Below are 21,577 nucleotides of genomic sequence, written 5' to 3'. Positions count from 1 at the left end.
TGTTGAAAGCGGATTTTGATAGCGGTTCAATAAAGCTGAATATGAAAAAGAATATGGAAGAATTTCTAAAGAAAAAACAGATAAAGTGGGTGTTTTAAAATGAAAAAAGTAGAATGATAAAAATAGTTTTAGCAGCAATGATATTCGGAGGATTGTATACTTCACATATCGTTAGCGCACAAGAAAATAATACGGAAAAACTGAATGCAGCTGAAATAGCTTTAAATGAGGCTTTTGTGAAGCAATTCCCTTATGCTGAACAATTTACGGATGAAGATGGAGTATCAGCTAGGAGAATAAAAGCACCAGATACGGCGGTCAATACCAAACCAAAGGGGTATGAAAAAGAAGTAACTCGTAAAGTAAATTATAAGGATAAAAAAACAGGAAAGACATTATCTCGAGTTTATCAGACTATCAGATTTTATGGAACAAAAGAACCAGAAAATACTATTCTAGAAACAACAACGGAGGAAAAGAAAGTTCCACAATTACCTCAAACTGGAGAAAGTTTTGATGGAGGAATGCTAGGATTAGCTTTAGCTAGTTTAGCGACAGCAATATTCATGCTCAAAACAACGTTAAAAGAAAAAGTGAAATAATAACAAAAAACGCATCTCTTTTAGGAATGAGATGCGTTTTTTAATGATAAAATAATCGGTTGATGTTTATAAGAATAATATAACTGAATTGTCATTGGAATCCAAATGAGTGGTTCACAGAAGATAACTCCCATATATCCAGTTGAAGGAATAATGAAGAGTACAAATAAAACTTTCCCAAATAATTCAATAAAACTTGAAATTAATGGTGTGATTTTTTGTCCTAATCCTTGCAAACTATTTCTTAACACAAGTAACAGTGCTAAGACAGGATAGAAGGATGAACTAATGCGATTATAAAGTGACGCATTAGAAATCAATTCAGGATCAGTAGAACCAGAAATTAATTCATTTAATGCTGGACTGGCAAAAAACAATGTAATGGCGATAAAAATTGTCCATATAATGGCAACCATACTACCTAAGTAAATTCCACGTTGAATTCTCTGAGGACGATTTGCTCCTAAGTTCTGAGAAGTAAAAGTTGTTAAGGATGAAGCAATAGCTGAAACAGGTAGCATTGAAAATGACATGATTCTTCTAGCAGAAGTTTGAGCGCTAATAATGGTTGCTCCAAGTGCATTAATCGAAGTTTGTAAAGTGACTGTTCCAATAGAAACAATCGAAGTCATCAATCCCATTGCTAAGCCTTGTCCTAATAAGTCAAGATAGAGTTCTTTATCCCGTACAAAGTGTTCTTTTTGAGGGAGAAGAAAATTGGCTCTTCTTTGGATATAAAAGAAGCAAAGGATAGCAGATAATCCTTGAGAAATAATCGTTGCTAGACCAGCTGATTGTACGCCTAAATGTAATTGAGTAATAAAGAATAAATCTAAAATAATATTTACAATAGCAGAAAATATTAAGAAGTATAGTGCTGCTTGACTATCTCCAACTGCACGAAGCAAACCAGCACATAAATTATAGGCAAATGTTACACCCACACATAGGACGATCATATGAATATATTGGTATGATAAATCGATAATTTCAGAAGGGGTGCTTAAAAATTCGAGAAGAGGATACATTCCAAAGTGACCGATTGTCGAAACTAAGAAGCTTAGTCCTAACCCGATTACTAATGTTGAAGCTACAGCTCGTTTTAATTGAGTCATATCTTGTGCGCCAAAACAACGAGCAATGACAACGCCCATCCCATTTCCAACTCCAAGAGCAAAACCAATTACTAGTTCGAATATTGCTGCGGTTGCTCCAACCCCTGCAAGAGCATTAGGGCCAAGATAACGTCCAACAATCATAATATCTGCAGTGTTATATAATTGTTGGAAAATATTTGAAATTAAAATCGGAATTGCAAAGGCAATGATAGATCGTAATATAGGACCATCTAATAAATTAACAGATGTTTTTTTAAACATAATACAGTAATGAAAGTAGACATCTATTGTTCTACTTGGTTATCATTTTCCTCCTTATTCGTAATGAAATTTTCAATGGTTTGTTTTAATTGATTGTTTAATGCTATGAGTTCTTTTACTTTTTCAAAATCAAAACCTTCCACGCTAGCAAAACAAGATCGTAAATGTTGTTCTAATTCATCGTGAAGTCTCTTTCCATTAGCGCTTAAGCGAATGATTAATTGACGTTTATTAGCTGCAGGACGTCTACGAATAATCAGTTTGTATCTTCTAATCGTTTTAAGAGAGGAGTTAGTGTATTGCTTTCAAGGCCAACTCGTTGCCCAATTTCGCCTAAAGAAAGTTTTTCTTCTTCTCAAAGAGTTTCTAAAACAATCTATTGTGTGTAAGTTAATTGAAAAGGTGCTAAAGCCTGTTGATAAAATTTATTCACGAGTTTTTGTGTAGAATAAATAGAATAGCATCGTCTGTCAAATAGTGGGTTATTAGTTTCCATAGTAACTCTCCAATCGTATTTGAATTGGTATTATTTTATCAAAAAAAAATACTATTTGACAATGGATATTCCTATAAAAAAGGGCTCTTTGTCAAATAGGGTTGATGAAACAATTTTAGTGAAGGAATTAAGCAGCGTCAGGTTGCTTAATTCCTTTTTTAGTTGTTGGAGTAAATAGTTTAGACATTAGTAGAATTCTATTTCTAAAATGAGTAAAACTGCTGTAGCCATATGCATTTCTTTTAAGTACTTTTATCTTGTTGTTAATCCCTTCAATAGGTCCATTTGAAAGTGTTGGATACTCACAAGAATTTTGTAAATACGGTAAAAATTTCTTAAATGTTTGGAGAACACGATTTAATCCATCAGACAGAAGTTTTGGTTGTACACTCATCAATTCTTCTTTAAATTCAATGAAATTTCTCTCTTTAAAAGCTTCTCTTAATTGATGTACTGTTTCATATTCTGGTTTAAGTGAAGGTACTTCTTGTAATAAATAATCTACAATTCCTTGAGAATGCGTTAACCAATCGAATAATCTGTAATAGCTGTAGTGATAGGATTGAAGGTCATCTCGATTTTTTAAGATTAGTTTCCAGTAACGTTTTAATTTATTATAAAGACGTCTATCTTTAAAGCGTACTTGATTCATTTTTCTTGTTCTTGTCTTGTTTAATTCTCTATTTAAAGCTTGAATAATATGAAATGGATCAATAATAATTTTAGCCTTAGGGAATAAACGTTTAATGACTTCAATGTATGGAGCATACATATCAATCGAAATTGTTTTAACATTTAAGCGAGTTTGTAAAGGAAACTGGTTGAAATAACGAACTAAATTCTTCATTTTTCTATCTTGAACAACATCAACAAGTTGATGAGTAATAGCGTCACAATAAGCAAAACTCATACTAGATTCAGCGGAAGCTACAGACTTAAATTCATCCCAACACATATGTTCAGGTAACTCATTTAAAGGCTTAATTCTAAGAGATTCAGCAGTTTCATTGACAACTCTACGAACAGTATGAACGGAAACATTCATTTCTTTAGCAATATGGGATTCAGAAACTGTTTCGCAAGCTTTAACTTTAATTTCATTTTTTACATTTTTAGAAATAAAAGCATTAAGGTCTACGATACTAGTTGTATCAGCAGTAAAACTATGAGAGCATTTACGGCAGAAGAAACGCTGTTTTCTTAATTTAAGAAAAGCAGGCAATCCAGAAACCGGATTAAGCGTAATTCTAGAAGTACGAGTACCGTTTTTAACAATAGAAAAATCACGCTTTACACAACCACACTTAGGGCAAGCATCTGGGCAATAGGTATAGGTAGCGAAGAAAAACAGGCTTTTTTTCTTCTTAAAATACCCTTCTTCTACATTATCTTCCCATTTTACATTTTTATCTTTGATTTGTAGCACAATGTTAAGGTATCATACATTTGTGACAAAAAAGAATAAAAAAAAGAGAACCAATGTTATACTGAAGTTGCTTAAAAATCAGGAAAGAGGTTCTCTTATGAAATCTATTATAACAGAAGAAATCAAATTAAGACAGCGTGCAGTAGAATATGCCATAAAACATGATAATAACGCTAAAGCAGCAAGAAAATACCATACAACTAGACAACAAATTTCTCGATGGAGAAGTCGATATGATGGCACTGCACAATTATTGCTTCCAAAGAGTCGAAGACCTTTACATCATCCGAATGAACATAAAACAGAAGAATTAGAACTGATACGTAAAATGTACAAACGTTATAACAGAGATGGATTAGCAGAGGTTTATGTACAATGTCAAAGAAGAGGGTACACACGTTCATATGGAGCTATGAAAAAAATGATTAAAAAACTTCAATTAACTGAGAAGAAAGAAAAAAGAACGTATCCTAAGAGTAAATGGACACCAATACCAACAACTTATCCAGGAGAAAAAGTACAAATAGACATTAAATATGTTCCTCAACACTGTATAGGATGGGACAGTAAGGGGATTAAATATTATCAAATAACAGCTATAGATGAATTTAGTAGAAAACGAGTATGTAAAATTGTAGATGAGAAAAGCGTTACACATACAGCGGCATTTTTAGATCATTTAGAAGAAAAATTTGGATTTACCATTAAAACCGTTCAAACAGATAATGGACGTGAATTTACAAATGATCCAGAAGTGACAACTAAAAAAACGATTTTCGAACAAAAATTAGAAGAAAAAGGCATCAAACATATAAAAACTAGACCCTACTCTCCATGGCAAAATGGAAAAGTAGAACGTAGTCATAGAGAAGATGGAAGAAAATTTTATAATAGAGTCTTTAAGAGTTTAGATAGTTTAGTGAAATCTCATAAAAGATATATTAGTAGAGGAAATAATGTAGCTAGGTGTGTATTAAATTTTAAATCACCAAATCAAATAGTACAGCAGCACTTGTTACAATCGGCTTAATGTATAGTAGTTCAACGCCTTCTTCCTTTGTCAAGGGACGCTTCGCTCTAAAGCCCTTGACAAATCCAGGCGTTAAACTGTTTTATGTACAAGCCAATTGTCCCACAAGTTGTATTGACACTGGTTCGTGTCACAAATGTTTGTGTTTCTTAGATTTTTATCTTTGATTTGTAGCACAATTTCTTGTATAGTAGTCATAGGGTTTCATCTCCTCTTAAATAGTTTAGACGCTTTTAATATAAGGGATGAAGCCCTTTTTGTATACACTAAAATAGGGTTGGTGGATTTTCTCCATCAACCCTATAAATTATAGAACCTAAAAAAGAAGAAAGCGAGCTATCCAAAGCTCGCTTTCTTCTTATAATCGAATAATAGAATGTTCTACAAATGTACGATAACACATTATTTGTTTATCGTTATAAGATTTGATGACTTTTAATAACATTTGAAAGGCGCTTCTACCAAGTTCTAATGTATGAATGTTTACATAGGCAGTCAAGGGAAGTAGAGGAGGATTTGAATCGAAAGTAATAACCGGAAGAGAAATTTTCTGTTCATTTAAATACCTGAGTGCTCCTTCAGTTATTAAAGCATCGGTTGTTACAACACCATCAATCGATTCTCGTTCAATGATTGATTTCATTGTTTGATATCCACGTTCTCTTGTAAATTCCCCAACATGTGAGATTAACCCTTCTTTAAAAGGAATATGATACTGTTCTAAAGCTCGTTGATAACCAATTAAACGGTCTTGAGAAACGAATAATTGATGACGCCCACTAATGAATGCGATAGAAGAGCAACCTTCTTGAATCATGTATTCAGTAGCATCAAATCCAGCTTTTTCATTATTATTGTCCACAAATGAAATAAATGGAGATAAAGATTTTCCAATCACAACACTAGGAAATTCTTGTTCGATTGCTAATTCAACTAATGGATCGTCCGTTTCTCCATAAAGAAAGATAATCCCATCAACACGTCTCCCTAAAATAGTGTCTTTTAAAATACGTAAACGTTGCTCGTCATCTTTACCAGTACATAGCTGAATTAAATAATGATGATCAGCAGCAATTTGAGAAATCCCTCGAATAACTTCAGGGAAGAAAGAGTTCTGATAAAAAGCATCCGTATCTTTTGGAAGAACGACGCCAATGACATTCGTTTTATTACTAGCTAAACTTCTAGCATTAAAATTTGGATGGTAATTAAGAGCTTTCATCGCTTGTCGAACTCTTTTTTTAGTTGCCTGGCTAATACTTGGCTTATCTTGAATTACTCGTGTAACCGTTGAGGGTGACACTTCTGCTAGCCGAGCAACATCCTTAATGGTGACAGCCATTTATGTTCCTCCTTTTTAAAATTTAACACTAAAAAATCTGGGCAGGGAAACATTGTTAACCAGCCCAGAGTAAAAATCATCTTAAGATTTGATAGCTCCGTCAACCATACCTTTCATGATATGTTTTTGAGCAATTAAGAATAGGATGATGACTGGTAACATAATTAATAGAGTAGATGTTAAGATCATATCCCATTGTTTTGTAAATGATCCTGCAAAGTTAGATACTGCAATTGGAAGTGTTTGAATTGCATTTCCTTTACCTAATAATAATAGTGGTAATAAGAAGTCATTCCAAATCCAAATACCATTTAAGATTAAAATTGTTACATAGATTGGTTTTAAAATTGGTAATACAACATAGAAGAATGTTTGCATTTTATTACATCCATCTAATTCAGCAGCTTCTTCGATTTCAAGTGGAACACCTTTGATGAAGCCATGGAACATGAATACAGATAGAGACATCCCAAACCCAGTGTATGCAAAGATGATACCAGGATAAGTACGTAATAAGCTGAATCCAAATAATGGATTTGTAATTGCGTCACTTAAAATTTTGAACCAAGTTACTAATGGATACATTACAACTTGGAAAGGAATTACCATTGATGCTACAAAGATGAAGAATACTACAGTTGATAATTTAGAACGGTATCGAACTAATCCCCAAGCAGCTAATGCTGAGAATAATGTAATCGTTACTAATGAAATCACTGTAATAATTGATGAAGCAAAGAATGATGATGGGTATTTAATGGAAGGGTTATTCCAAATTGTTACCGCATTTGTCCATAATTGACCGAAACTTGCAGGCCATGATAATGGGCTAGCTAAGATTTCAGCAGAACTTTTAGCTGAGTTGATCACTAATAAAAAGATTGGACTTAAGAATAATAGGAATAAAGCAACTCCAAAAATTTCTAAAAGTAATAAGCCAAGTTTTTGGTTTTTCATTATAAGTCAATCTCCTTCCGTTTAGTGATTGTTGTTTGAACAATACTAATTACTACTAAGATGAAGAATAGAATAACTGCACGAGCTTGACCTTGTGCCATTAAGTTGTCTCCAGAAGCAGTGTTATAAATGTTCATTGTAATAAACTCTGTACTTTGGATAGCTTTATCATGCCATAATAGAGATGGCCCACCACCAGTAAGTGAGAAGTTTACATCGAAAATTTTAAATGAGTTTGTAATAGTTAAGAATAGTGATACCGTAAACGCAGGCATTACCATTGGGATGATAATATGTCTTAATCTTTGTAAAGCATTTGCTCCATCAAGAGAAGCAGATTCTACTAAACTTGAAGGTACATTTTGTAATGCTGCAAAGTAAATCATCATAATATAACCTGCATATTGCCAAGTGTTCGTAATGATTAAAGCCAATACAGCTAATTTAACATCACCTAAAAATAGGTTTTCAACTAAGAATTGACTACCGATAGCTGAACCTAAAGCAGGGAATACAGAGTTATAAATGAATTGCCAGATATACCCTAATACAAGTCCCCCGATAAGGTTAGGAATAAAGAATCCTGCACGGAAAATATGACTTAATTTAATTTTACTTGATACTAGTAAAGCTAAACCAAATGATACAAAGTTTACAACTACTACGTTAAATAATGCGAAAATAACAGTAATCATTAATGAATATTGGAAACGAGTATCAGCAAAACTGTCTGTAAAGTTTTTTAATCCAACAAAATTAATTTTAGTTTGAGTAACACTTTTCCAGTCTGTTAGAGAATAGTAGAAACCTAAGAAAAAAGGTACAATAATTACGAGTGCGAAAATGATAAATGCCGGTAGCACAAGCCAGTAAAACGTACGTCTTGCGCGATCGTCACGACTAAGAGCTTTTTTATTCTTAGACATGTTAGGGTTCCTCCTTTTATGTATAACTGAGGTATTTATAACAGCAAACCCACAACGACCGTTGTAAGTAGTTGTGGGCCTGTGTTACATACTTAAATGTTATTTTTGAAGTAAGTTTGGTACTTCTTTGATTTGATTTGTGATCAATTCTTGGAATTTAGCTTTGTCGATTGAACCTTGAGCGTATTGTCCGAAGATTGGTCCTAATTTACCCATTAAGAAGTTGTCAGGCATGAAGTATGGGTTATCAAATGAATAAACTGGTTTTTTAGCAGCAACCCATTCAGCTAAGAATTTAGATAATGGAGCGCTTGGCATTTCTTTAGAAGTAGAGAATGCTGAAATCATGTTAGCTTTGTTTACTGTGTAATCTTGACCTTCTTTAGTATCAACTAAGTCAGCGAAGAATTTGTTGATTGAATCTAAAGCTTTAGTGTCTTTGTTAACTACATAATAAGATGGAGCTCCGATGAATAATCCATCAGCATTTTTGTCTTTACCTAAAGTTTGATAAGGGATGAATCCCATTTCGAATTTAGCATTTAATTGTTTTAAGTTAGGATCTTTCCAGTTACCTTGGTGTAAGAATGCTGCTTTACCACTAGCAAATGCAGAGTCCATATCTTCTTGTGTACCAACTGTTAATAATTTTTTCTCAGTGTGTTTGAATAATAATTCAACCCAGTCAGCATAGTTAGATAAACGAGCTTTATCAGTTTCACCTTTAATTACTTGTTGAGTAACTGTACGGTCACCATTTGGTAAACCTGAACTTAAGTAAGAAGCGAAGTCGTGGATACCCATGATCCAAGTTTCACCTTCTTTAGTAGCTGTTGCTACTACTGTAGATAAACCTAATTCATCTTTTTTGCTTTCTAATGTATCCATTGCTTTTTGAACTGCATCAAATGAAGTTAATGAAGCAGGGTCGATACCAGCTTTAGATAATACTTCTTTGTTGTAAGCTAAACCGTAACCTTCAACAGCAACTGGGAATCCGTAAACATCGTTTCCTTGTTTGAATTCGAATTCTGTTTTGTCAATCCAGTCACCTTTAAGTGGTTGTAAGTTATCTTTCCACAAGTCATATCCAGCTTGTCCTTCGATTACGAATACGTCTGGAGCAGTTCCAGCTGTAAATTCAGTTTTTAATTGGTCTGCAATTTTACATGAACCAGAACATGTTTTAATATTTACTGTAACTCCGTTTTTGTCGCCCCATTCTTTAGCGTATGCTGTTAAAGCGTCTTGAATTTCACTCTTGTTACTATATAAAGTGAATTCTTTTTTACTTTCAGAAGAGCCTCCTTTTGTAGAGTCAGTAGATTTGCTGCCGCAAGCTGCTAATGATAAACCAGCTAAGCCGACAACAAATGATTTTTTAAGCCATTTGTTTGCCATTATTTTTTCCTCCCTTGAGATATATTCAGTTAACGCAAACGATTTCTTAACTGGCTTTAGTATACCTCTTTTAGAAATCGTTTGCAAGACTTTTTTTGTAAAAAAAATAAAAAATTTTAGCGTTTACATTTTTGGTGGGAATTTACTTCAAAAAATCAAAATATATATAGAAGAGATTTTTCCGTTTAATAGCAAATATTTTAAAGCTTTTATAAAAAATAAATTTCTACTTGCATTTTTAAATTTTTTCTACTAGTATTAAAGCAAACGGTTGCGTAATTGAAAAACTACGTATCTAAAAGTTGATAAAGAAAAGAGGAGTAATACTTATGACAGAAAGACAATCTGGTGTGTTAATGCATATTTCTTCTTTACCAGGAAAATATGGAATTGGTTCATTTGGGAAATCTGCGTATGATTTTGTAGATTTTCTAGTACGTAGTAAACAAACTTATTGGCAAATTTTGCCTTTAGGACCAACAAGTTATGGTGATTCGCCATATCAATCATTTTCAGCGTTTGCTGGAAATACACATTTTTTAGATTTTGATCAATTTGTTCAAGAAGGTCTATTAACGACTGAAGAATTAGCGGGTAATTGGGGAGAAGATGCAAAAACTGTTGATTATGCGTTAATTTATGAAAGAAGAAGACCTATTTTAGAAAAAGTAGTTCAACGTTTCTTAGAAAAAGAAGATTTGTCAGATTACCATCGTTTTGTGAAAGAAAAAGCAGAGTGGTTAGAACCATTTGCAGAATATATGGCGATTAAAGAAAGTTTCGATATGAAGAGTTGGTCTAATTGGACTGACGAAGAAATTAAACGTCGTCATCCAGAGGCTTTAGCAAACTACCGTGAAAAATTAGCAGATAAATTAGAATATCATCGAGTTACTCAATATTTATTTGACAAACAATGGAAAGCATTGAAATACTATGCGAATGAACGCCATATTCAAATTATTGGAGATATGCCAATTTATGTTGCAGAAGACAGCGTTGAAATGTGGGCAACACCTCACTACTTTAAAACAGATGAAGTGGGCAATGCGGCTTGTGTAGCAGGTTGTCCGCCAGATGGTTTCTCACCATTAGGACAATTATGGGGAAATCCAATTTATAATTGGAGAGCGATGAAATTAGATGGCTTTACTTGGTGGATTAAACGATTGAAAGCAAGTTTTGAATTGTTTGATGTTGTCAGAATTGACCATTTCCGTGGTTTTGCTGCTTATTGGGAAATCCCAGCAGGTGCAACAGATGCTACTGGGGGTCAATGGGTAAAGGGTCCAGGTTATGATTTATTTGAAGCGGTGAAAAATGAACTTGGAGATTTACCAATTATTGCGGAAGACTTAGGATTTATGGATGATGCTGTTATCGAATTACGTGAAGCTACAGGATTCCCTGGAATGAAAATTGTTGAGTTTGGCTTTATGGGTGCAAGTCCAAGTAGTACAGATTTACCACATTATTATCCAGTAAATTCTGTTTCTTATACTGGAACTCATGACAATGATACGGTATTGGGTTGGTATGAGTCTGCGTCAGAGGAAGAGCGTAATTTCTGTAATCGTTATTTAAATCGCACAGATGAACCGATTAGCTATGCAATGTTAAGAAGTTTATATAGTTCTGTAAGTAAAATGACTATTGCCACAATGCAAGATTTATTACAATTAGATACAACTGCTCGTATGAATATTCCAAGTACTCTTGGTGGAAACTGGGTGTGGAGAATGCAAGAGGGAGATATTACATCAGAAGTAGAAAGCTTCCTTTTAGAAATCACAAAATTATATGATCGTTCAAACGAACAGTTGTAGGGTTAATAAGTAGAAGGAGATAAAAATGCAAACATTAAAACAATATGTAAAAAGTAATTATCATAAATCATTAGGAGAATGTTCAAAAGAAGAAGTATATGTAGCTTTATTACATTATACAAAAGAAAAAAGTGCAGCATTACCAGAAAATGAAGGAAAGAAAAAAGTGTATTACATTTCTGCAGAATTTTTAATTGGTAAATTGCTTTCAAATAATTTAATTAACTTAGGGATTTATGATGAAGTAAAAGAAGAATTAGAAGCTGAAGGTCATACTTTAGCAGAAATCGAAGAAATTGAATTAGAACCATCATTAGGAAACGGCGGATTAGGTCGTTTAGCAGCGTGTTTCTTAGATTCTATCGCAACTCTTGGTTTACCAGGGGATGGCGTTGGGTTAAATTATCACTTTGGATTATTTGAACAAAAATTCAAAGATAACCAACAAAATGCAGTTCCAAATAATTGGTTAACTCCAGATAGTTGGTTAGTTCCAACTTCTGTTTCATACGAAGTGCCATTTGCGAACTTTACATTAAAATCAAAAATGTTCAATATCGATGTTTTAGGTTATGAACAATCTCATAAAAACCAATTACATTTATTTGATGTAGATACAATTGATGAATCATTAGTTCATGACGATTCAATCGCATTTGATAAAACAAGAATTGCTGAAAACTTAACATTATTCTTATATCCAGACGATAGTGATGAGCAAGGTGAATTATTACGTATTTACCAACAATACTTCATGGTAAGTAATGGAGCTCAATTATTATTAGATGAAGCAGTTGCTAAAGGAAGTAACTTACATGACTTAGCAGAATATGCAACAGTTCAAATTAATGATACTCACCCATCAATGGTAATTCCTGAATTAATTCGTTTATTAGGCGAACGTGGAATTGAATTTGATGAAGCAGTTGAAATTGTTCGTTCAATGACAGCTTATACAAACCATACAATTTTAGCAGAAGCATTAGAAAAATGGCCTTTACATTACTTAGAACAAGTTGTACCTCACTTAGTACCAATTATTAAAGAATTAGATGCACGTGTAAGAGCGCAATTTGATGATGCAAGTGTAGCTATTATTGATGAGTACAACCGTGTTCATATGGCAAACATGGATATCCACTATGGATATAGCGTGAATGGTGTAGCAGCATTGCATACAGAAATTTTAAAACAAAGTGAATTGAAGAATTTCTATGAAATTTATCCAGAGAAATTTAACAATAAAACAAATGGTATTACTTTCCGTCGTTGGTTAATGCATGCAAACCCAGAATTAGCAAAATTATTAGACCGCACAATTGGTAAAGAATACCGTTATGATGCAACTAAATTAGAAGCGTTAAAATCTCATACACATGATTTAGAATTCCAAGAAACATTGAAAGGTATTAAACGTAACAATAAATTACGTTTGAAACACTTCTTACAAGAACACCAAGGTGTTACGGTTAAAGAAGATTCAATTTTTGATGTTCAAATTAAACGTATGCATGAATATAAACGTCAACAAATGAATGCATTATATGTCATTTACAAATATTTAGAGATTAAAAATGGAAACATTCCTGCAAAACCAATCACAATTATCTTTGGAGGTAAAGCAGCTCCTGCTTATGTGATTGCGCAAGATATTATTCATTTAATTTTATGTTTATCTGAATTAATTGCTAATGATCCAGAAGTAAGTCCACACTTACAAGTGGTAATGGTAGAAAACTACAATGTTACTGCAGCAACTCACTTAATTCCTGCAGCAGATATTTCTGAACAAATTTCATTAGCTTCAAAAGAAGCAAGTGGAACAGGAAATATGAAATTCATGTTAAATGGTGCGTTAACATTAGGAACATTAGACGGAGCGAATGTGGAAATCCACGAATTGGTTGGGGATGAAAACATTTATGTCTTTGGTGAAGATAGCGACACTGTTATTAAACATTACGAAAATAGTGATTACCATTCATATTCATACTATGAAAGAGAAGCGATTCGTCCGTTAGTAGACTTTATCGTAAGTGATACTTTAGTATCATTAGGAAATAGAGAACGTCTAGAAAGATTATTCAATGAATTAAGAAATAAAGACTGGTTCATGACTTTATTAGACTTAGAAGACTATATCCAAACAAAAGAACGTATGTTAGTAGATTATCACGATCGTGAAAATTGGATTGCAAAAGTAATTACAAACATTGCGATGGCTGGTTTCTTCTCAAGTGACCGTACAATCGCAGATTACAACCGTGATATTTGGAAATTAAACTAATAGAACGCAAAAAAGGAGCTAGAAATAACGTGAGTTGTTTCTTGCTCCTTTTTTGCGTTACAATAGAATTATCCAAAAAGGAAAGGTTGATTCAATGAAAATTATTTTATCACCCGCAAAAGAAATGGCGACAGATTTACCTGTGCAAAAAGATTGGGAGTTAACACAAGATAGTCGAGCAATTGTATCTAAATTAATGACCGTTACTAAAGAAGAGTTGCAGCAGTTGTTAAAAGTAAGTGATACTTTATTAGAAGAAAATTGGTTAAAAATTCAAAAGTTTCAAGAAAGTGCTACGTATCATGCGATGGATTTATATCAGGGGTTAGCTTTCAGAAGTTTTAAGCAAGTAGCTGAATGGAAAGAACATCGAGATTATGCAGTGAAACATATTAGAATACTTTCAGCATTATATGGTGCGATTAGTCCGGAGGAATGTGTGAAGCCGTATCGTTTAGATTTAACGATGAATTTAAAAGTAGAAGGGGAAACACTGAAAAAATATTGGAAGGAACGAATTACAACTTCTTTTGAAAAAGGAGAATGTATTGTTAATTTAGCAAGTAGTGAGTTTTCTTCGTTATTTTCTAAAAAAGATTATGATTGGGTAGATGTTGAGTTTTATGAGAAAAAAGAAGGGGCATTGAAACAACATTCTACGATTTCGAAAAAAGCTAGAGGGAAAATGGCAGCTTGGATGATGAGTCACGATGTTCAATATAAATTTGAATTACAAAAATTTAACATAGATGGATTTATTTTTGATGCAACACTTTCGAGAGAAAATCATTACTGTTACGTAAAAGAAGTTTGAGGATAGAGTATAATCTGCAAATTGGAAAATATTTAAATTATATGCAAAAACTATAAAAAAGAAATAGCCTAAACCTGTTGACGGATATAGATAATTATGGTACTATGTCAAAGGTGCTTTTATACCTGATTCCTGATTAGAAATCATATCAGTCGTGCTGACTGGTAAAAAGGCCACTGAGAGGGACATTTATGTGTCTTTTAATTTTTACAAAAAAATGGACCACCAGGATGTGTGGACCAAGAAGAACCCGATAGGGAAGGAGGAAGAGCTAAATGCCAACAATTAACCAATTAGTCCGTAAACCTCGTAAATCAGCAGTTGAGAAATCAGCTTCTCCAGCGTTAGGTAAAGGATATAACAGCTTTAAAAAATCACAAACGAATACAAACTCTCCACAAAAACGTGGTGTATGTACTCGTGTAGGTACTATGACGCCTAAAAAACCTAACTCAGCGTTACGTAAATATGCCCGTGTACGTTTATCAAACTTAATCGAAGTAACTGCGTACATTCCAGGTATTGGTCACAACTTACAAGAACACAGCGTAGTATTAATCCGTGGTGGACGTGTAAAAGACTTACCAGGGGTACGTTACCATATCATCCGTGGTGCATTAGACACTGCTGGAGTTAACAACCGTATGCAAGGTCGTTCTAAATACGGTACTAAACGTCCTAAAAAATAATTTAGGCTCACAATAAACAATAATAATAAATAACTCAACATGATGAAAGGAGGATTATAAATGCCTCGTAAAGGTCCTGTCGCAAAACGTGATGTTTTGCCTGATCCAATTTATAATTCAAAATTAGTTACTCGTTTAATCAACCGTTTAATGGTAGATGGTAAACGTGGTAAAGCAGCAACAATTTTATACAATGCATTTGACATCGTTAAAGAACAAACTGGAAATGATCCAATGGAAGTGTTCGATCAAGCTATGAAGAACATTATGCCAGTATTAGAAGTTAAAGCTCGCCGTGTTGGTGGTTCTAACTATCAAGTGCCAGTTGAAGTTCGTTCAGACCGTCGTACTACATTAGGTTTACGTTGGTTAGTAAACTACTCACGCTTACGTGGTGAAGACACTATGGAAGTTCGTTTAGCTCGTGAAATCATGGACGCAGCGAACAACACAGGTGCTTCTGTTAAAAAACGTGAAGATACTCATAAAATGGCAGAAGCAAACAAAGCGTTTGCTCACTATCGTTGGTAAGATTCAAAAAGCCTTCGGGCTTTTTAATCTATGCATAAATTAACTATTAAATAAAGAGGTGTAGAACGAAGATGGCAAAGAGAGAATTTACTCTTGAAAACACGCGTAATATCGGTATCATGGCTCACATTGACGCAGGTAAAACTACAACAACTGAGCGTGTACTTTATTACACTGGTAAAATCCATAAAATTGGTGAAACTCACGAAGGTGCTTCACAAATGGACTGGATGGAACAAGAACAAGAACGTGGTATCACTATCACATCTGCTGCTACAACAGCACAATGGAAAGGTCACCGTATTAACATCATCGACACACCAGGGCACGTGGACTTCACAGTTGAAGTAGAACGTTCTCTACGTGTATTAGATGGAGCTGTTGCGGTACTTGATGCACAGTCTGGGGTTGAACCTCAAACAGAAACTGTATGGCGTCAAGCTACAACATATGGTGTTCCTCGTATCGTATTTGCTAACAAAATGGATAAAATTGGTGCGGACTTCTTATATTCTGTACGTACAATTCATGAACGTTTACAAGCAAATGCTCACCCAATTCAATTACCAATCGGTGCTGAAGATGAATTTTCAGGTATCATCGATTTAATTAAAATGAAAGCTGAAATCTATACAAATGACTTAGGTACAGATATCCAAGAAACAGATATTCCTGAAGATTTACAAGATTTAGCAGAAGAATGGCGTGAAAAATTAGTGGAAGCAGTAGCTGAAACTGATGAAGAATTAATGGAACGCTACTTAGAAGGCGATGAAATTTCTGAAGAAGAATTAAAAGCAGCTATCCGTAAAGCTACATGTGCTGCTGAATTCTATCCAGTATTATGTGGATCAGCTTTCAAAAACAAAGGGGTACAATTAATGTTAGATGCGGTAGTTGACTACTTACCATCACCATTAGACGTACCATCTATTAAAGGGGTAGACCCTAACACTGATGCAGAAGTAGAACGTCACTCTTCAGATGAAGAACCATTCTCAGCATTAGCATTTAAAGTTATGACTGACCCATTCGTAGGTCGTTTAACATTCTTCCGTGTGTACTCTGGTACTTTACAATCAGGTTCATACGTTAAAAACTCAACTAAAGGTAAACGTGAACGTGTAGGACGTATCTTACAAATGCACGCTAACTCACGTCAAGAAATTCCAGAAGTATTCTCAGGAGATATCGCTGCAGCGGTAGGTCTTAAAGATACAACTACTGGGGACACATTATGTGATGAAAAAGCAGAAGTTATCTTAGAGTCTATGGAATTCCCTGATCCAGTTATCGAAGTAGCGATTGAACCAAAATCAAAAGCTGACCAAGATAAAATGGGTATTGCTTTACAAAAACTTGCTGAAGAAGACCCAACATTCCGTGCTTACACTAACCAAGAAACTGGTGAAACAGTTATCGCTGGTATGGGTGAGTTACACTTAGACATTATCGTAGACCGTATGCGTCGTGAATTCAAAGTTGAAGCTAACGTAGGTGCTCCTCAAGTATCTTACCGTGAAACATTCCGTGCTTCTACTCAAGCAGAAGGTAAATTCGTTCGTCAATCAGGTGGTAAAGGTCAATACGGTCACGTATGGATTGAATTTGCTCCTAACGAAGAAGGTGCTGGATTCGAATTCGAAAATGCTATCGTCGGTGGGGTAGTTCCTCGTGAATACATCCCAGCTGTTGAAGCAGGATTGAAAGACGCTATGGAAAACGGGGTATTAGCTGGTTATCCATTAGTTGACATCAAAGCTAAATTATATGATGGAAGCTACCATGATGTCGATTCATCAGAAACTGCCTTCAAAGTTGCTGCTTCAATGGCATTGAAAGCTGCTGCTAAGAAAGCACAACCATCTATCTTAGAACCAATGATGGCTGTAGAAATTACAGTTCCAGAAGAATACTTTGGAGATGTAATGGGTCACGTTAACGCTCGTCGTGGACGCGTTGAAGGTTCTGAAGTTCGTGGTAACGCACAAATCGTTAAAGGTATGATTCCTTTATCAGAAATGTTCGGTTACGCAACTACATTACGTTCTGCAACACAAGGTCGTGGTACATTCTCAATGACATTCGACCACTACGAAGATGTTCCTAAGAGCATTGCAGAAGAAATCATTAAGAAAAATGGCGGAAATGGCGAATAATCAATCGCTAAAAACGCAACTTCATCAAAGAATCTAGGTTAACTGGTTACCTAGTGTAACCAGTTGATTTTTATAGGTATTCTTTGGTATAATTCAAATCGGTAGATACTGTTATAGAATCTAACAAAAATACTCAAACATTTAGGAGGAATTATTTAAAATGGCAAAAGAAAAATTTGACCGCTCAAAACCACACGTTAACATTGGTACAATCGGCCACGTTGACCACGGTAAAACAACTTTAACTGCAGCTATCACAACTGTTTTAGCTAAGAAAGGTTTCGCACAAGCTCAAGATTACGGTGCAATCGATAAAGCTCCAGAAGAACGCGAACGTGGTATCACTATCAACACTGCTCACGTTGAGTATGAAACTGACACTCGTCACTATGCTCACGTTGACTGCCCAGGACACGCGGACTACGTTAAAAACATGATCACTGGTGCTGCTCAAATGGACGGTGCTATCTTAGTAGTATCTGCAGCTGATGGTCCAATGCCTCAAACACGTGAACACATCTTATTATCACGTCAAGTAGGTGTACCTTACATCGTTGTATTTTTAAACAAAGTTGACATGGTTGACGATGAAGAATTATTAGAATTAGTAGAAATGGAAGTTCGTGACTTATTATCAGAATACGATTTCCCAGGAGACGACACTCCAGTTGTTTCTGGTTCTGCTTTACGCGCTTTAGAAGGCGATGCAGCTTACGAAGAAAAAATCTTAGAATTAATGGCTGCTGTTGACGAATATATCCCAACTCCAAAACGTGACACTGACAAACCATTCATGATGCCAGTCGAAGACGTATTCTCAATCACTGGTCGTGGTACTGTTGCTACAGGACGTGTTGAACGTGGACAAGTTCGTGTTGGTGACGAAGTAGAAATCGTTGGTATTTCTGAAGAAACTTCTAAAACAACTGTTACAGGTGTTGAAATGTTCCGTAAATTGTTAGACTACGCTGAAGCTGGGGATAACATTGGTACATTATTACGTGGTGTGACACGTGACAACATCGAACGTGGACAAGTTCTTTCTAAACCAGGAACAATCACTCCACATACAAAATTCAAAGCTGAGGTTTACGTATTAACTAAAGAAGAAGGCGGACGTCACACTCCATTCTTCTCTAACTACCGTCCTCAATTCTACTTCCGTACAACAGACATCACTGGTGTTTGTGTATTACCAGAAGGTACTGAAATGGTAATGCCTGGTGACAACGTAACTATGGAAGTTGAATTAATCCACCCAGTTGCGATCGAAGAAGGTACTAAGTTCTCTATCCGTGAAGGTGGACGTACTGTTGGTGCTGGTATCGTAGCTAGCATTGAAAAATAATTTTGATTAAATTGATTTTCAATCCTCCCTTTTGGGAGGATTTTTTTGCGTTTGAGATAAAAATTTAATTGAAAATTGTTTTCACTCTAGAATACGGGATATGAGTGGAGATATTTTGAATTTTATGCTACTCTATATCAGTATATTTTTATTGAAAGAATAGGAGGCGTTTGGAATGATAGAGCTGATTGCAACAGTTGAATCAATCCAACAAGCACAAGCGCTACTTGAAGCAGGAGTAGATGTATTGTGCTTTGGTGAAGACTTATTTGGTTTAAGATTACCAATGTCGTTTTCACGTGATGAACAAAAAGAATTAACAGAATTGGCACATCGCTATGGCAAAAAAGTAAATGTAGCGGTTAATGCGATTTTTCATAATAAAGGAATTGCGAAAGTTCCGGAATATTTACAATTTTTAAAATCAATCAATGTAGATATGATTACAGTAGGAGACCCTGGTGTTGTTCAAATTATGAAGAACCCCGAATACTCAATTCCATATTATTACGACGCTGCAGTGTTAGTCACAAGTAGTCGTCAAGTTAATTTCTGGGCTAAACGTGGAGCGATAGGTGCAGTAATTGCTAGAGAAATTCCAAGAGCTGAAATGGAGATTTTAGCAAGCCGAGTTGAAGTTCCTATTGAAGTGTTAGTTTATGGTGCGACATGTATCCATCATTCTAAACGTCCATTATTACAGAATTATTTTAACTATATTGAGAAAGATGAAAGTGTTGAGAAAAAACGTGGGTTATTTGTGAGTGAACCTGCAGATGAAGATTCTCATTATTCTATTTATCAAGATATTAACGGCACACATATCTTTGCCAATAATGATGTTTCTCTTGCACCTTATTTATTAGAATTAAGTCAAATGGGTGTTCCTCAATGGAAATTTGATGGAGTTTTAACTCCTGGAGAAAACTTTGTTAAAGTGGTTCAATTATTTGATAATGCGCGTAAAGAAATTGAAGCAGGTACTTGGACAGTTGAAAAGAGTGCTAGCTTAGAATTACAAATAAGAGAACTTCATCCAGAACAACGTGGTTTAGATGCAGGTTTTTATATTTTAAATCCAGAAGATGTAAAATAGGAGGAGACAAATGGGAAGAAAAATTTTGAAAAAACCAGAAGTTCTTGCTCCGGCAGGAACGCTTGAAAAATTAAAAACAGCGATTTTATATGGTGCAGATGCAGTATTCTTAGGAGGAGAAGCTTACGGACTAAGAAGTCGTGCAGGAAACTTTGATTTTGAAGAAATGAAAGAGGCCGTTGAATTTGCGCATAGCCATAATGCTAAAATATATATTGCAGCGAACATGGTTACTCACGAAGGAGACGAAAAAGGTGCGGGAGAATTTTTTCGTACCGTTCGTGATCTTGGAATTGATGCTGCGATTGTCAGCGATATGGCATTAATGGATATTTGTGCTTCAGAGGCTCCAGGATTACCAATTCACCTTTCAACACAAGCTTCTGCAGCAAACTGGGAAACATTAAACTTCTGGAAAGATGAAGGCTTAGAGCGTGTCGTATTAGCACGTGAAGTTTCTATGGCAGAAATTCAAGAGATGCAAGAAAAAGTGGATGTTGAAATTGAAGCATTTATTCATGGTGCGATGTGTATTTCCTATTCAGGTCGTTGTGTATTATCAAATCACATGGTACGTCGTGATGCGAACCGTGGAGGCTGTGCACAATCTTGCCGTTGGAAATACGGTTTATTCGATATGCCATTTGTGAATGAGAAAAATATGGTTGGTGCTGGTGAAGAAGGTATCGAAGAGAAATTCTCTATGAGTGCGGTTGACTTATCCATGATTCATAATTTACCTGATTTAATTGAAGCAGGAGTAGATAGCTTGAAAATTGAAGGACGTATGAAGTCTATTCACTATGTTTCAACAGTAGCGAATGTATACCGTGCTGCAGTAGATAGTTATTGTGACGATCCAGATAATTATGTATGTAAACAAGAATGGATTGATGAATTATGGAAAGCAGCTCAACGTGAGTTAGCAACTGGATTCTATTATCAAATCCCTACAGAAGAAGAGCAATTATTTGGTGCCCGTCGTCAAATTCCACAATATGCCTTCGTAGGTCAAGTGTTAGCGTATGATCCAGAAACTCAAATTGCAACGATTCAACAAAGAAATAACTTTAAAGTTGGAGATCATATTGAGTTTTATGGTCCTGGAATGCGTCATCATGAAGAAGTGTTAACAACTCTATGGGATGAAAATGGTGAAGAAATCGAAGCGGCTCCTCATGCGATGATGATTTGCAAGATGAAAGTAACTGAACCAGTGAAACCATTAGACATGATAAGAAAAAGAAGGTAAAATAAATAAAAATATT

Annotated in this window: 17 protein-coding genes; 11 read left to right on the top strand and 6 right to left on the bottom strand. The window is 34.9% G+C overall.

Annotated elements, in window-relative coordinates; translation table 11 throughout:
* Positions 1-113: 113 nt before the first annotated feature.
* Positions 114-602, top strand: a complete 489-nt coding sequence (locus LK443_RS01680) for an LPXTG cell wall anchor domain-containing protein (RefSeq protein WP_227931878.1) — start codon at positions 114-116, stop codon at positions 600-602.
* A 20-nt stretch (positions 603-622) separates the two neighbouring features.
* Here LK443_RS01680 and LK443_RS01675 read toward each other — a convergent pair whose 3' ends face one another.
* Together LK443_RS01675 and LK443_RS01670 are read right to left on the bottom strand one after the other, a co-directional pair.
* Positions 623-1,981: an MATE family efflux transporter gene (locus LK443_RS01675; protein ID WP_227931877.1), complete on the bottom strand. Its 1,359-nt coding sequence runs from the start codon at positions 1,979-1,981 to the stop codon at positions 623-625.
* Positions 1,982-2,604: 623 nt separating this feature from the next.
* Entirely contained in the window at positions 2,605-3,906 is a 1,302-nt protein-coding gene (locus LK443_RS01670; RefSeq protein ID WP_416217876.1) for an ISL3 family transposase, read from the bottom strand.
* A gap of 94 nt (positions 3,907-4,000) precedes the next feature.
* Here LK443_RS01670 and LK443_RS01665 point away from each other — a divergent pair, with 94 nt between their 5' ends.
* Positions 4,001-4,933 (top strand): DDE-type integrase/transposase/recombinase, encoded by a 933-nt coding sequence (locus LK443_RS01665; protein WP_227931875.1) that lies wholly within the window; start codon positions 4,001-4,003, stop codon positions 4,931-4,933.
* A gap of 358 nt (positions 4,934-5,291) precedes the next feature.
* On the opposite strand, the gene LK443_RS01660 is transcribed toward LK443_RS01665, so the two are convergent.
* The 4 genes from LK443_RS01660 to LK443_RS01645 form a co-directional block, all read right to left on the bottom strand.
* A complete protein-coding gene (locus LK443_RS01660) occupies positions 5,292-6,275 on the bottom strand; it encodes a LacI family DNA-binding transcriptional regulator (protein WP_227931874.1) in 984 nt (327 codons plus the stop codon).
* Positions 6,276-6,356: 81 nt separating this feature from the next.
* Positions 6,357-7,232, bottom strand: coding sequence for a carbohydrate ABC transporter permease (locus tag LK443_RS01655; protein ID WP_227931873.1), 876 nt, complete (start codon positions 7,230-7,232; stop codon positions 6,357-6,359).
* The gene (locus tag LK443_RS01650) at positions 7,232-8,158 is read right to left on the bottom strand and encodes a carbohydrate ABC transporter permease (RefSeq protein WP_227931872.1); all 927 of its coding nucleotides are present in this window, start codon (positions 8,156-8,158) and stop codon (positions 7,232-7,234) included. The genes LK443_RS01655 and LK443_RS01650 overlap by 1 nt, the downstream gene beginning before the upstream one ends.
* 99 nt (positions 8,159-8,257) lie before the next feature.
* Positions 8,258-9,559 carry an ABC transporter substrate-binding protein gene (locus LK443_RS01645; protein ID WP_227931871.1) on the bottom strand — a complete coding sequence of 434 codons (1,302 nt, stop codon included), beginning with the start codon at positions 9,557-9,559 and terminating at the stop codon, positions 8,258-8,260.
* A gap of 329 nt (positions 9,560-9,888) precedes the next feature.
* Here LK443_RS01645 and malQ point away from each other — a divergent pair, with 329 nt between their 5' ends.
* From malQ to LK443_RS01600, 9 genes are all read left to right on the top strand, one after another.
* On the top strand, positions 9,889-11,385 hold the full coding sequence (gene malQ, locus LK443_RS01640; protein ID WP_227931870.1) for a 4-alpha-glucanotransferase: 1,497 nt from the start codon (positions 9,889-9,891) through the stop codon (positions 11,383-11,385).
* A gap of 25 nt (positions 11,386-11,410) precedes the next feature.
* Positions 11,411-13,672 carry a glycogen/starch/alpha-glucan family phosphorylase gene (gene glgP / locus LK443_RS01635; RefSeq protein ID WP_227931869.1) on the top strand — a complete coding sequence of 754 codons (2,262 nt, stop codon included), beginning with the start codon at positions 11,411-11,413 and terminating at the stop codon, positions 13,670-13,672.
* Positions 13,673-13,724: 52 nt separating this feature from the next.
* The gene (yaaA, locus tag LK443_RS01630) at positions 13,725-14,486 is read left to right on the top strand and encodes a peroxide stress protein YaaA (protein ID WP_227931868.1); all 762 of its coding nucleotides are present in this window, start codon (positions 13,725-13,727) and stop codon (positions 14,484-14,486) included.
* A gap of 275 nt (positions 14,487-14,761) precedes the next feature.
* The gene (rpsL, locus tag LK443_RS01625) at positions 14,762-15,175 is read left to right on the top strand and encodes a 30S ribosomal protein S12 (RefSeq protein ID WP_005607493.1); all 414 of its coding nucleotides are present in this window, start codon (positions 14,762-14,764) and stop codon (positions 15,173-15,175) included.
* Positions 15,176-15,235: 60 nt separating this feature from the next.
* A complete protein-coding gene (rpsG, locus tag LK443_RS01620) occupies positions 15,236-15,706 on the top strand; it encodes a 30S ribosomal protein S7 (RefSeq protein WP_227931867.1) in 471 nt (156 codons plus the stop codon).
* A 71-nt stretch (positions 15,707-15,777) separates the two neighbouring features.
* On the top strand, positions 15,778-17,865 hold the full coding sequence (fusA, locus tag LK443_RS01615; RefSeq protein ID WP_227931866.1) for an elongation factor G: 2,088 nt from the start codon (positions 15,778-15,780) through the stop codon (positions 17,863-17,865).
* A 160-nt stretch (positions 17,866-18,025) separates the two neighbouring features.
* Complete coding sequence (tuf, locus tag LK443_RS01610) at positions 18,026-19,213, top strand: elongation factor Tu (protein WP_227931865.1); 1,188 nt, start codon at positions 18,026-18,028, stop codon at positions 19,211-19,213.
* Positions 19,214-19,388: 175 nt separating this feature from the next.
* Positions 19,389-20,309 (top strand): peptidase U32 family protein, encoded by a 921-nt coding sequence (locus LK443_RS01605; protein ID WP_227931864.1) that lies wholly within the window; start codon positions 19,389-19,391, stop codon positions 20,307-20,309.
* A gap of 10 nt (positions 20,310-20,319) precedes the next feature.
* Positions 20,320-21,561 carry a peptidase U32 family protein gene (locus LK443_RS01600; protein ID WP_227931863.1) on the top strand — a complete coding sequence of 414 codons (1,242 nt, stop codon included), beginning with the start codon at positions 20,320-20,322 and terminating at the stop codon, positions 21,559-21,561.
* Positions 21,562-21,577 lie beyond the last annotated feature (16 nt).

The sequence above is a fragment of the Granulicatella elegans genome, from assembly GCF_020735385.1.
Taxonomy (GTDB): domain Bacteria; phylum Bacillota; class Bacilli; order Lactobacillales; family Aerococcaceae; genus Granulicatella; species Granulicatella elegans_B.
Note: the sequence above shows the minus strand (reverse complement) of the source record. Positions and strands in the feature narration are given on the sequence as shown.

Coding starts and splice junctions, on each gene's coding strand:
- LK443_RS01680 (WP_227931878.1), top strand. CDS start 114: ATGATAAAAATAGTTTTAGCAGCAATGATATTCGGAGGATTGTATACT.
- LK443_RS01675 (WP_227931877.1), bottom strand. CDS start 1,981: ATGTTTAAAAAAACATCTGTTAATTTATTAGATGGTCCTATATTACGA.
- LK443_RS01665 (WP_227931875.1), top strand. CDS start 4,001: ATGAAATCTATTATAACAGAAGAAATCAAATTAAGACAGCGTGCAGTA.
- LK443_RS01660 (WP_227931874.1), bottom strand. CDS start 6,275: ATGGCTGTCACCATTAAGGATGTTGCTCGGCTAGCAGAAGTGTCACCC.
- LK443_RS01655 (WP_227931873.1), bottom strand. CDS start 7,232: ATGAAAAACCAAAAACTTGGCTTATTACTTTTAGAAATTTTTGGAGTT.
- LK443_RS01650 (WP_227931872.1), bottom strand. CDS start 8,158: ATGTCTAAGAATAAAAAAGCTCTTAGTCGTGACGATCGCGCAAGACGT.
- LK443_RS01645 (WP_227931871.1), bottom strand. CDS start 9,559: ATGGCAAACAAATGGCTTAAAAAATCATTTGTTGTCGGCTTAGCTGGT.
- malQ (WP_227931870.1), top strand. CDS start 9,889: ATGACAGAAAGACAATCTGGTGTGTTAATGCATATTTCTTCTTTACCA.
- glgP (WP_227931869.1), top strand. CDS start 11,411: ATGCAAACATTAAAACAATATGTAAAAAGTAATTATCATAAATCATTA.
- rpsL (WP_005607493.1), top strand. CDS start 14,762: ATGCCAACAATTAACCAATTAGTCCGTAAACCTCGTAAATCAGCAGTT.
- rpsG (WP_227931867.1), top strand. CDS start 15,236: ATGCCTCGTAAAGGTCCTGTCGCAAAACGTGATGTTTTGCCTGATCCA.
- fusA (WP_227931866.1), top strand. CDS start 15,778: ATGGCAAAGAGAGAATTTACTCTTGAAAACACGCGTAATATCGGTATC.
- tuf (WP_227931865.1), top strand. CDS start 18,026: ATGGCAAAAGAAAAATTTGACCGCTCAAAACCACACGTTAACATTGGT.
- LK443_RS01605 (WP_227931864.1), top strand. CDS start 19,389: ATGATAGAGCTGATTGCAACAGTTGAATCAATCCAACAAGCACAAGCG.
- LK443_RS01600 (WP_227931863.1), top strand. CDS start 20,320: ATGGGAAGAAAAATTTTGAAAAAACCAGAAGTTCTTGCTCCGGCAGGA.